Here is an 11,656-nt window from a genome sequence, read left to right as displayed (position 1 = left end):
GGCGTAACTGCAATATGGAGGCATGACCAGTAATTCTAATTTAATTAGAATTAAAAGTTCTTTTCTCCAAATTACCAAATTTAGAAAATTGACTATCATAATAAAGCGAAACATTTCCAACCGGTCCGTTACGGTGTTTTGCAACAATGATATCAGCGACATTATATACTTTGTTGAGCTTGTCTAACCATTCAGCATGTTTAGCGTCACCTGCTGCCGGTTCTTTTCTAGTTAGATAATATTCTTCACGGTAAATAAACATTACTATATCCGCATCCTGTTCTATGGTTCCTGATTCTCGCAGATCAGATAGCATAGGCTTTTTGTCCTCACGTAGTTCTACCGCTCGTGAAAGCTGAGATAAGGCTATAACCGGAATATTTAACTCTTTTGCTATTGCTTTTAAGCCTTGTGTAATCTCTGAAATTTCACTAACTCTATTTTCGGACTTACTCGCTCCTCTAATTAACTGCAAATAATCGATAAATAATATACCAAGATTATGCTTACGTTTCATTCTTCTCGCTCTTGTTCTTATAGCAGAAATAGATAGAGCAGGGGTATCATCGATAAAAAATTGTAATTCCGATAAAGTATTTGCTTCTTTGCGAAGACGGTTATATTTTTCTTCACCTAGAATCCCCGTACGAAGAGAAGTAGAATCAATTTCTGCACACATTGAAAGTAGACGTGTGGTTAGCTGTTCTGAGGACATTTCTAAAGAGAAAAAACCTACCGACTGAATTTCCTGATTATCCCTAATATTTTTAAGACGCATATTATTACAGGCGTTAAGTGCAAGATTTATAGCAAATGCTGTTTTACCCATCGATGGACGTCCTGCGAGAATTAAAAGATCGGAATTATGAAAGCCGAATAATTTATTATCTAGATCAAGTAAACCTGTAGATATACCGATTACGTGATCGTTATTTTTCATAGCTCTATTGATGCTAGCAAGGGATTCCGAAATAGGAATACCGATTCTGGTAAAACTCTTTTCATTTAGGCCTTCGCTAGCTAAATCGTAAAGTTTAGCCTCGGCATGTTCAATCTGTTCTCTTGCTTCAATCTCTAATGAGGAGTTATAAGCGTCGTTTACTACTTCTTCACCGATATTGATTAAATTACGCTTTATTGCTAAATCATATATTATTTTACCGTAATCAACCGGATTTATTACCATCATTGACATAGTTATCAATTTTGCTAAATATTCCGCTCCTTCTATTTCTTGAAATAGTTCATCTTGAGTTAACATACTACGTAAAGTAATAGGTGTAGCTATCAAACCTTTTTCGGTAATTTTTTCAATTGCGTTATAGATTTTTTGATGAATAGGTTCGAAAAAATGTTCACTACGCAAAAATTCCGATACATAACTAAGTAATTCATTATTAGTTAAAATCGCTCCAAGTAGCATTTGTTCTGCTTGAACATTTGAAGGTAAAACCCTTGTAGGTAAATTATCTTCATCATCAGTTAGTATATTTGTCATTTTATTTATTACTTAACGAATAAGTATAATTTTACAATTTAATTGCACATTAGCCCATGCTTTATCTATCGTGTATATAGGATAGCCGGTAATTAACCCTAGTGTAATACAAGCACGATCTCCAAGCGATAAGCCGAAATGTCTAGTTTGTTTTTTATAGTTGCAGCAAGAAAAGATTGTTTCTCATCAAAAGGTACAATAGAATTTACAAATGGCTTTATATAATCCTTACATTCTTGATATGACATTCCAGATTCTAATAAAATTCCGGCTACTTCAGACACATTAAAGGAAGACATGGATACATTTCCTAATAATTTTTTTAATTCTATATTAACGCTTTCATTCTTTATTAGAGCCAATAAGGTTGACGCATCAAATATTACATTATTCATTTTTTGCTTCATTTCTACGTTCAGCGATCAATTTATCTACTAAACTTTCTTCCGAAGAGTAGTATTTATTGATATTAGTATGGACTTTTTTTAATACAAAACTTAATGGAGAAATTACCACCTCATTTTCTTTAAGAGTAAATACTACTTTATCCCCTTCTTTTAAATGTAATTGTTTCCTATAAGCAGCCGGTATAGAGACTCTACCATCTTTAGCTATTTTAGCACTATTTACCATATGGATACCGCAATCATTAAGATTAACCTACAATTATATTCTATATTAAAAATGATTGTAGTACTATTATTATATTTAGAACTAATTTTTAATTAAACACTCCCCCAACGTTTAATTAAATTAGTTTCAATATCAAAAAAATCTAAAACTCTAGTAATAGAATGATTCACTATATCATCTATTGCTTTAGGATTATTATAAAAAGCCGGTACGGGCGGTGCTATGATACCGCCGTAATTCGCTACTTTTAACATATTTTCTAAATGTCCGATATGTAGCGGAGTCTCACGGGTCATTAAAATAAGTTTTCGTCTATCTTTAAGTACAACACCTGCTGCTCTACTAATTAAACTATCTTCCATTGAGTGAGCAATACTTGCTAAGGTCTTCATACTACAAGGAGCTATTATCATTCCCAAAGTTTTAAAAGAACCGCTTGAAATGCTAGCGCCTAAATCTTTATCGTCGTAGCAATAATCAGCTAGAAACTTAACTTCATCTATAGAATATCTAGTTTCGAGCTTTATAGTAAGAGCTGCTCCCTCTGAAATAACTAAATGAGTTTCGATATTTTGTTCTTTTAGTACTTCAAGCAAACGAATACCATATATAGCACCTGATGCTCCGGAAATTGCTATAATAATTTTTTTATCTTTATTCATCTAGGTTTCTATAATTTATCAGTTTAGTATATAATAAAAAAAATTTAAAATACATTATATATGCGAATAGCAAAAATATTATTACCGGCAGCAAAATTATTCCCTTTAGACTATTTAATACCAGAAGATTTGGAGCTAAATATCGGTGATCTTGTCATAGTGCCTTTTAGAAATAAGGAATTAACCGGTATAGTATGGGAATTTGCTACCACTCCTGAAGCAAAAAAGCTAAAAACCGTAAAAGAAAAAGTACCATTAAATTTAAATATTACTTCAGAAGTTTTAGAGCTGATTAAATGGATGAGCGGTTACTATATGTCAGAACTTGGGAGCGTAGCCAAGTTAGTATTACCTATAGATATTGCTGAAAAACCGATTAAAGTTAAAGAGCAGAAAGTAAATAATAACTTTGTGCTACCTGATTTGTCAGAAGAGCAGAATAGGGTAGTAACAGTCTTAAATGAAAGCCGTAAGCCTGTGATTATTAAAGGTGTTACGGGGTCAGGTAAAACGGAAATATATTTTCATCTAATAGCAGACTACTTAGCAAAAGGCAAACAAGTGCTTGTGATGTTGCCTGAAATTGCTTTAAGTACACAAATTATTAATCGTTTTACAGAGCGATTCGGTTTTGAGCCTATCATATGGAACTCAAGCGTTACCAAAGCTCAAAAGAAAATGATTTTAAGAGGTATATTAAGCGATAATGTTAAAGTAGTAATTGGGGCTAGAAGTAGTTTATTTTTACCTTTTAAAAATCTCGGTTTGGTGGTTATAGATGAAGAGCATGACGATTCCTATAAACAAGATGACGGTATATTATATAATGCTCGGGATACGGCTATCGTAAGAGGTACATTTGATAAAGCACAAATTGTTTTGTGTTCGGCAACGCCGTCTATTGAAACGATGTATAATATAGAAATAGGTAAATATCAATTGGTTACATTGGTTAATAGATACAAAAATGTCGGTTTGCCGAATATAGAAATAATCGATATGACTAAAGAAAAGCTATCTAAGAATTCCTATTTATCCAAGATTCTTATAGAAGCTATCAAAGATAATTTAGATAATAAAAAGCAAGTATTATTATTTCTTAACAGGCGAGGCTATGCACCGCTCATGCTCTGCAAAGCTTGCGGCCACAGATTTGCCTGTAAATTCTGCTCTTCTTGGATGGTGGTACATAAAGCAACTAAAAAACTTGAATGTCACCATTGCGGTTATCAAAGTAAAATTTTTAGTTCTTGTCCTGAATGTCTAGAGGATGAAACATTAACTATCTGTGGTCCAGGAATAGAAAGAATAGAGGAAGAAGCAAAGGCACTTTTTTCTGAGAGTAAAATTGCGGTGATAAGTAAAGATCATGCTAAAAGTCCGGAAAAAATAGTACAACTTCTACAACAAATGGAAAATCTAGAAATTGATATTTTAATAGGCACACAAATAATAACAAAAGGCTATCATTTTCCAAATCTTACTTTAGTTGGAGTAATAGATGCCGATCTTGGGAGTAATAACGCCGATCTTAGAGCATCTGAGCGAACTTTTCAGCTACTACATCAAGTAGGCGGTAGAGCGGGTAGGGGAGATGGTAAAGGTGTAGTATATTTACAAAGCTATTATCCTGATAATATAATTTTTAGTTATATTAAAGCCGGCGATGAAGATAGTTTTTTTGCAAATGAACTTGAAATAAGAAAATCAGCAGATATGCCTCCATTTTCCAAAACGGCATCGGTAATTTTATCAGGTTCCAATGAGTCTAAAATTTTAGAGATTGCTAGAGCTATGGTCCGAATTGCACCAAAAGCAAACGTGAAAATTTTAGGACCGGCAAGCTCATTAATGTCAAAGCTTGCCGGTAAATATCGTTACCGGATACTTGTTATAGCCGATAAGAAATTTAATTTGCAGAAATATTTAAAATTTTGGCTAAGCCTTATAAAAATTCCTTCTTTTTGCCATCTAAAAATAGATATCGATCCTAAAAGTTTTTATTAGCTTCTATACCTTTCTCCTTTATTCTTCGACGGTGGAACATTAGATGAATGAGGAGAAGGATTAGTAAGAGATTTTTGTATTTCTGCTATAGCTTTTTTAGTATTTTGAGTAGAATTTTTTATAGCGTCTTTATAAAAAGCAGCTTTAGCTTTATCTCCGGTAAATGAATATTTTATAAAATTACCAATATTTTTCCAAATAGGATTATTATCCATTTTTGTAGTTTCTTCACACCATTTACCTACCTCTTTCAGTTTTGCTTCAACTTTAGTTATAGCAGCTGGATTATGTTTATTATCATCATAAATTTGAATAAGGTTATTTACTTTTTCTTTAAATTCAATGTGTTTGCTACTTTGTTTTAAATGGCCTATTATATCATCATTGTTTACTAATTCTCTAAGATTATCAATTATATCAGGTAATTTAGGTGGCTCAGGTAATTTATAATGTTGATTGATTTTCTCAAATTTATCTTTGTGTGGATGATTCTTTATTAGCTCATCTTCTATAAAAGAAACAAACTCTTTTTGAGGTACTTCTACTTGATTTATTAGTCGTCCTAATGATTGTTCATAAGCTTTAACAGTAACATCAAGACGCTTTCCTGCCATAGAATTGCTTAATTCTATATAGCGACTAAATTCCGGAATAAAAGCATCTTTGGTATCAATATTATGATTTTTAAAAAATTTCTCTATTTTTTCTTGTACGGTTAAATTAGATTGTTTTTTAGGTGTTTCTTCCGGTACTTTTGTTCGTTCCGGAGCGGGTTTTGAAAAAATAATAGGCTTTTGGGTTTCCACTTGTGGAGATGTGGTATCGACAAATATATCAAGTGCTTGGGAATGCGTAGTTAAGTCAGTCTGTTTTTTATGTTCCTCGTTCCATGTCTTTATTTTCTCAGGAGTAGGTTTTGGAGGAGCAGCCGGCTTTGTATTTTTTGGTGGGGTATCTGACATATTTGTTTTGTTTTCCCACTCTTTTATTCTATCTTTTACTGTTTTTGGAATATTATCTTGTGCCATATTAAGCTCCTATATTTCTTTACATAATTAAACCATATTTTTATCTTCGTTAGTTTGCTTAAATTTTTTATAAATTGCAAGTAAAATTTCTTTTTGTAATGCAATATTTTGACTATAAGATAATTAGGTTATATATTTTATATATTAGAATCCAAGTTATTAACTAAAATGAGATGTGAATTTTATGTACCCCCTTATTAGACTTAGAAGAAATAGAAAAGCTTTTTGGCTTAGAGAATTAATAGCCGAAAGTAGCTTATCGGTTAATGATTTAGTGTTACCTTTATTTGTTGTTGAAAGACATAATGAAAGACCAGAAATTAAGACTATGCCCGGTATATATCGCTTATCGATCGATCAGGTAGTGGAGACGGCAAAAAAAGCAGTAGGACTTGGTATTAATGCTATTGCATTATTTCCTAGCATTGATCAAAGTCTAAAAAGTGAAAATGCCGATGAGGCTTATAATTTAGATAATTTAATATGTAGAACTATTAGAAGCATCAAAAACGCTAATATCGATATTGGTATAATATGCGATGTAGCACTTGATCCTTACACTACAAGCGGTCATGACGGTATTGTACATCATGGGGAAGTTGATAATGATAGATCATTAAGAGCTTTATGTAATCAAGCATTAGTGCTAGCAAAAGCCGGAGTAGATATTGTTGCACCTTCCGATATGATGGATGGAAGAATCGGGGCTATAAGGGAATATCTTGACAAAGAGGGATTTATAAATGTTGGAATTCTTGCTTATGCCGCTAAATATGCTTCAAGCTTTTACGGTCCGTTTCGTGATGCTGTTAAGAGTAATAAAAAGAATTATTTAGATAAATCAAGCTATCAAATGGATGTACGTAATATTAAGGAAGCAATGCTTGAGATTGAGCATGATATAGCAGAGGGAGCCGATATGGTTATGGTGAAGCCCAGTATGATGTTTTTGGATGTTATTCGTGAAGCGGCGAATAATTTTAATGCTAAAATTTTTGCATATCAGGTTAGCGGAGAATATGCAATGTTAAAATTTGCAGCAGAAGCAGAGGCAATTGATTGGGAGAAAGCTTTGATGGAGTCATTAATTAGTTTTAAACGTGCCGGTGCAACCGGTATATTTACCTATGCTGCTCTTGAAGTAGCTGAAATGTTGGGGAACAATAAAATTAAGTAGAAAACGGCTTCAATCCTTGATATAAAATAAATAATATGTTTTATAATTATATCAAAATTATCAATTTTATATAAATCATTATAAAGAGGCGAGGATGACTCACAATAAGCAATCAGTATTTAAAGGCTGGAATTTTTTAAAACCTAAAGGAGGCGGAGCTAATGAAGCAGGAGAGCATGGCGGAGTATATCAAAGCTCAGACGGTAAAATTACAGCGATGATAAAAAAAGAGGCTTCAAGCTCAAAAAATATAGCCGAGTTTTTAGGATCCCAAATTTTTGAAGCTATAAGTCCCGGAAATGGAGCAAAGGTTAATTTAATTGCTCCTGATGATTTTAATAAATCTAAGGCCGTTGATTCACAAATATACGTCAAATCTGAATTTTTTGAGAATTATAGTAGTGATATGTATGTGGACATGGATAAACATATGTCTGCTAAAACTAAACCGAGTTCTTGGTTTAGAAAGGACGGCGGTAGACCGCTTTTTATGGGGGCTAGAAATAAATTATTTAGAACCTTAGAAAATGCTTTTAAGGAAATTAAGTATCAGAACTTTGAAAACATTATGCCGGCAAGTTTATTGATAGGCGATTTTGATATACATGTTGGAAATATAGGAGTTATCAGAGATCAAAAAAATCCAAAAACTTTACCTAAATTAGTAAGAATTGATTTTGCCGGTAGTTTTGATAATTTAACAAATAATATATATCCGCATTCAAGAGCCAAACATTTGCCGGGATTCGGTCCTACTAACCATTTTAGAGAATTTCCTTCTAATTTAAGAACAAAAAATCCTAATTTTGCCGATAGCTTACTTGCAGTTTCTAAAATTGATTTAAGCAAAACTATTGATAAAAGTTTTGATGAATTAACTAAATATTATAGTAATGAAGCAATTGCAGAATTTGCAAAACAAGCAATGCCAAAGAAATTTAATAATAAAAAATCTAAAGAAATAACGCCTGAAGAAATTAAGGCTAGTTTAATAGATACAATGAAAAAAAGACAAGAATCCTTAAAGGAATACGGCTTAGAAATTAAAGTAAATAGCCTAATTTCTAAAAAATATAGTTTTCCTTATTACAAAGTGAAAGCGCAAGGATTAAAAACATTAATGAAAGAATCTCCTGATTATTTTGAGAAAATTCTTAATTATGAAGAAAGAAAAAAAGGAGGACAAAAACTTAAATTAAGAAATAAAATCACTACTAGTTTTGCAAGAATTTTAGAAATACTCGGTATTAGGGATAGTGCGAAAAAACATTTAATAAAGACAATAAAAAGTTTAAATGAAGATATTAAAGATGAAAGAAATTTAGCTGATTCTTCTGATAAAATAAAGAAAGAACCAAAACAAAAATCTGTAAAGACAAATATAGACACAAATAGAGAATATGTAGACGCTCTAGAAAAATTCAAGAAAGAAGTCGGAACGGATGATATTGTTAGTGTTACTCCAAGTCAATTAGGTTTAGGTAGAAAAGCTAAACAGAAAGACCAAGATTTATTAAAATTAGATGAAGAAGATCTAAAACATATAAAGAATCTAAAAGACAAGGTTATGAAGCCTACAAAAATTACTTCGGCTAATGTTGTTAATAAAAAGTCTACACCGGCTAAAACGAGATAATAAATGAACCGAGCAACAAGAAGCCTACAACTAAGTAATTAATCAGTAAAAGCCCATATTGCATAGGAAGCTTAATTATCTCAATCTTTTTAGAAAAATACATGGCTTTTACTACTTTAAGATAATAAAAAGCAGCAACTACGCTGGTAAAAATACCACAATAAGCTAATACGAATTCTTCTTGATTAATTGCTTGGTAAAAAAGGTAATATTTACTGAAAAATCCTGTGAGAGGAGGAATTCCGATCATCGAGAACATAACTATGCTAATTACGGCAGCTATAGTTTTATGGTTCTCTGCAATTCCTTGTATAGTTTTAAAACTAGCTTTATCGGCATCTTTACCGAGTAGCATAATTAAGCAAGTAAAAAATCCTATACTCCCTACCGCATATATTAGAATATATAGTAAAGCTGCTTTATACCCTTCTTGATTATGCAGAAGAACGCCGATTAATACATAACCGATATTTAAAATAGTACTATAAGCCATTAATCTTTTCAGAGAAGTTTGACGAATGGCTCCAAAAGCTCCAAACAGCATAGATAATATAGCAATTATTTTTATTAAATTATAATTAATAGGATAGTAATTACCTATAATTAATTTGCTAATATTTAATAAAACAATAACCATACCTATTTTTGAGGCAGCGGTGAAATAAGTAACCGCACTAATCGGTGATCCTTCATATACGTCAGGAACCCAAAAATGAAGAGGAGTACTTGAAAGTTTGAAGAAAATACTACTTAAAAATAATACAATACCGATTATTAAACCAAAATTCATCCCAGAATTATTATTTAGTTTATATAAGATATCCTCAAATTGTAGGCTTCCACCGAATCCATATATAAAAGAAATCCCGAATAATGATAAACAACTAACCAGACTACCTAAGATAAAATATTTTAAAGCACCCTCCGATGATTTAATATCATTTAATTTGAATCCTGCAAGTGCATATGAAGTTAAAGCAGTAAGCTCCATACCGCAGAATAATAATAGAAAATTCCGTGACGAAATTGCAACAAAAATACCTACGGCCGATAATAATATTAAAGTGATAAATTCAAACTTTAATTCCTCAGCAACAAGAATAGAGTAATCACAGTATATAATCATGGATATAATAGTGAATAGCAGTACTATACTTTTACTAATACCGATATTTATTCCGGTAGCAAATGAGTACCATGCCCCTTCATAGCTTGAGTACTTAAAGGTAAGAAAAATTGATAATATACATAATAAAATAACGATATTAGAAATAATTCTATTTTTATTTGGTATAATTACGGCAAAAAACTGCCCTAAAAGTGCTATTAAAGTCAAAGTTATTTCAGGAAGTAGCAGTAGCATATAAAACTAATATTATTTATGGAAATATAGATATTAGTAAATAAATCATTTTTTATCAACAAACTTATATATAATATTGAACTCTAATACTACCTCTAATTAAAATTATTTTCTTTGTAAAATTTTACTTAGCTCTAATCCCATAATAATTATTGCAACTCGATCATTATTAGTTGCAATAAATAAAAAAATAGATTATTTTGGTTAATCAATTTTAAATTGCTTAAACAAATTTAAATTCTTAAACTCACACCTATAATTGTTTTAATCTAATTAGGTTTTCTAATAAAATATATTTTCTACCATTAAGTAAAAATATGAAGCCTTCTACTTCAAAATCATTAACTGACAAGTTAAGAACCTTATATAGTTCTCACAATACTTTACCAAAGCTAATAGAAGATGAGAAAATCAAAGCTCAGTCTTTAGAGGAATATTAAGTAAAATTACAGATATTACTGAGTGAAGATGATGAAGCAGGCAAAGCAGCATTACGTGATAAAGTGGTCGGAGAAAAGAAATCGGTAGAAATAGAGAATATCTTTAAAGCTGTGGATACGAAAAAGAAAATAAAGGAGTTGCTTAATAAGAAAGAGCTACATAATAAGGATGATGAGATTGATAATATAGTTAAGTCACTAGAGGGAGAAACAAATGAGGAAAATAAGTTTGCGATACTTCGCAGGAATCTAACTAATAAAAGTGAATCAGAGATAAAAAATATAGCTGAATCAATAAATAGAATCCAAGCAGGTATAAGTAAAGTATTGTTACTTGGTAGTGCAGGAATAGGTAAAACTACGTTAATGCATTATCTATCTTATAAATGGGGAAAAGGAAATTTATGGAACGATAAGTTTGATTATGTTTTTAGAGTTAAGTTAAAAGAGCTATTAAATGAAAGTTGGAAAGACGGTTATAGTGGGCATTTTGATATTAATAATTTATCTCAAAGTAAGCTTAATTGTTTTATCCATTATTGTTTAGGCGGTAGCGAAAGTACCTTAAGCGTTAAGGAAATAATGGATATCCAAAATAAAGATAAGATGTTGTTATTACTTGACGGATATGACGAAGTAGCACATTTAAATATTCGAGATGAATTTAAAAAGTTAATAGATAAAATATTAGAATATAACAACGTAATAATGACTTCTAGACCTAATGCGGTTATAGAAGAAATGAGTAACAGGTTTGAGCGGAAAGTAGAAAATACAGGCTGGGATACAGAGGGAATAAGGCAATATGTAAATAAAAATTTTGAGTATGATAAAGAGCTGGGAACACAATTAACAAGCTTTTTGGATACTCACAGCTAAATAAAAGAAATATGCGTAGTTCCTATCAATACTGCATTAATATGTTTGGTTTGGAACGATAAAGATATAAGGGATAAATTTCAAAAAATAGTAATGAAGATTTTAATATAAGTCGTTTATATAGTGAAATAATAAATTGGCTTAATAATAGGCATCTAGCAAAAACCCAGCATAAATATAAGAATAAAACAGAAGCTAATAATCACTTTAAAAACATAATGAGATTTTTAGAGCAGATAGCCTATGAGTTGTAATAGTTGAGATTTAATCTTACATTTAGTAAAATTAAGATAATANNNAATGGAGGATTAGAGATGAATCTAAATCAAAAAA

At 31.1% G+C, this 11,656-nt stretch carries 11 protein-coding genes; 5 read left to right on the top strand and 6 right to left on the bottom strand.

Going from position 1 to position 11,656, the window contains the following annotated elements; all coding sequences use genetic code 11:
• Positions 1–40: 40 nt before the first annotated feature.
• The 4 genes from KYQ89_RS02940 to KYQ89_RS02925 form a co-directional block, all read right to left on the bottom strand.
• Positions 41–1,498, bottom strand: coding sequence for a replicative DNA helicase (locus tag KYQ89_RS02940; RefSeq protein WP_218460336.1), 1,458 nt, complete (start codon positions 1,496–1,498; stop codon positions 41–43).
• 98 nt (positions 1,499–1,596) lie between these two features.
• Entirely contained in the window at positions 1,597–1,893 is a 297-nt protein-coding gene (locus tag KYQ89_RS02935; protein ID WP_371920395.1) for a hypothetical protein, read from the bottom strand.
• Positions 1,886–2,131 carry an AbrB/MazE/SpoVT family DNA-binding domain-containing protein gene (locus KYQ89_RS02930; RefSeq protein ID WP_218460335.1) on the bottom strand — a complete coding sequence of 82 codons (246 nt, stop codon included), beginning with the start codon at positions 2,129–2,131 and terminating at the stop codon, positions 1,886–1,888. Before KYQ89_RS02930 ends, KYQ89_RS02935 begins: the two co-directional genes overlap by 8 nt.
• Positions 2,132–2,223: 92 nt before the next feature.
• Positions 2,224–2,793, bottom strand: a complete 570-nt coding sequence (locus tag KYQ89_RS02925) for a UbiX family flavin prenyltransferase (protein ID WP_218460334.1) — start codon at positions 2,791–2,793, stop codon at positions 2,224–2,226.
• A gap of 60 nt (positions 2,794–2,853) precedes the next feature.
• Here KYQ89_RS02925 and KYQ89_RS02920 point away from each other — a divergent pair, with 60 nt between their 5' ends.
• Positions 2,854–4,800 (top strand): primosomal protein N', encoded by a 1,947-nt coding sequence (locus KYQ89_RS02920; RefSeq protein ID WP_218460333.1) that lies wholly within the window; start codon positions 2,854–2,856, stop codon positions 4,798–4,800.
• On the opposite strand, the gene KYQ89_RS02915 is transcribed toward KYQ89_RS02920, so the two are convergent.
• Positions 4,797–5,828, bottom strand: a complete 1,032-nt coding sequence (locus tag KYQ89_RS02915) for a hypothetical protein (RefSeq protein ID WP_218460332.1) — start codon at positions 5,826–5,828, stop codon at positions 4,797–4,799. The two genes, KYQ89_RS02920 and KYQ89_RS02915, sit on opposite strands and share 4 nt — an antisense overlap.
• A 184-nt stretch (positions 5,829–6,012) precedes the next feature.
• Here KYQ89_RS02915 and hemB point away from each other — a divergent pair, with 184 nt between their 5' ends.
• Positions 6,013–7,005, top strand: a complete 993-nt coding sequence (gene hemB / locus KYQ89_RS02910) for a porphobilinogen synthase (RefSeq protein WP_218460331.1) — start codon at positions 6,013–6,015, stop codon at positions 7,003–7,005.
• Positions 7,006–7,099: 94 nt separating this feature from the next.
• Entirely contained in the window at positions 7,100–8,641 is a 1,542-nt protein-coding gene (locus KYQ89_RS02905; protein WP_218460330.1) for a hypothetical protein, read from the top strand.
• Here the strand turns inward: KYQ89_RS02905 and nuoN are convergent.
• Positions 8,628–10,004, bottom strand: coding sequence for an NADH-quinone oxidoreductase subunit NuoN (nuoN, locus tag KYQ89_RS02900; RefSeq protein WP_218460329.1), 1,377 nt, complete (start codon positions 10,002–10,004; stop codon positions 8,628–8,630). The genes KYQ89_RS02905 and nuoN overlap by 14 nt on opposite strands.
• A 317-nt stretch (positions 10,005–10,321) precedes the next feature.
• Between nuoN and KYQ89_RS02895 the strand changes: the two genes are divergently transcribed.
• Positions 10,322–10,444, top strand: coding sequence for an NTPase (locus tag KYQ89_RS02895; protein ID WP_218460328.1), 123 nt, complete (start codon positions 10,322–10,324; stop codon positions 10,442–10,444).
• 63 nt (positions 10,445–10,507) lie between these two features.
• Complete coding sequence (locus KYQ89_RS02890) at positions 10,508–11,323, top strand: NACHT domain-containing protein (protein WP_371920394.1); 816 nt, start codon at positions 10,508–10,510, stop codon at positions 11,321–11,323.
• Positions 11,324–11,656 lie beyond the last annotated feature (333 nt).

The organism is Rickettsia sp. TH2014 (assembly GCF_019249195.1).
GTDB classification, from domain to species: domain Bacteria; phylum Pseudomonadota; class Alphaproteobacteria; order Rickettsiales; family Rickettsiaceae; genus Rickettsia; species Rickettsia felis.
The sequence above is the reverse complement of the archived record's forward strand: the minus strand, read 5'-3'. Positions and strand labels throughout refer to the sequence as shown.

Excerpts from the sequence above, each read along its gene's own strand:
- KYQ89_RS02915 (WP_218460332.1), bottom strand. The coding sequence starts at position 5,828 with ATGGCACAAGATAATATTCCAAAAACAGTAAAAGATAGAATAAAAGAG.
- KYQ89_RS02920 (WP_218460333.1), top strand. The coding sequence starts at position 2,854 with ATGCGAATAGCAAAAATATTATTACCGGCAGCAAAATTATTCCCTTTA.
- KYQ89_RS02905 (WP_218460330.1), top strand. The coding sequence starts at position 7,100 with ATGACTCACAATAAGCAATCAGTATTTAAAGGCTGGAATTTTTTAAAA.
- nuoN (WP_218460329.1), bottom strand. The coding sequence starts at position 10,004 with ATGCTACTGCTACTTCCTGAAATAACTTTGACTTTAATAGCACTTTTA.
- KYQ89_RS02940 (WP_218460336.1), bottom strand. The coding sequence starts at position 1,498 with ATGACAAATATACTAACTGATGATGAAGATAATTTACCTACAAGGGTT.
- KYQ89_RS02935 (WP_371920395.1), bottom strand. The coding sequence starts at position 1,893 with ATGAATAATGTAATATTTGATGCGTCAACCTTATTGGCTCTAATAAAG.
- KYQ89_RS02895 (WP_218460328.1), top strand. The coding sequence starts at position 10,322 with ATGAAGCCTTCTACTTCAAAATCATTAACTGACAAGTTAAGAACCTTA.
- KYQ89_RS02930 (WP_218460335.1), bottom strand. The coding sequence starts at position 2,131 with ATGGTAAATAGTGCTAAAATAGCTAAAGATGGTAGAGTCTCTATACCG.
- hemB (WP_218460331.1), top strand. The coding sequence starts at position 6,013 with ATGTACCCCCTTATTAGACTTAGAAGAAATAGAAAAGCTTTTTGGCTT.
- KYQ89_RS02925 (WP_218460334.1), bottom strand. The coding sequence starts at position 2,793 with ATGAATAAAGATAAAAAAATTATTATAGCAATTTCCGGAGCATCAGGT.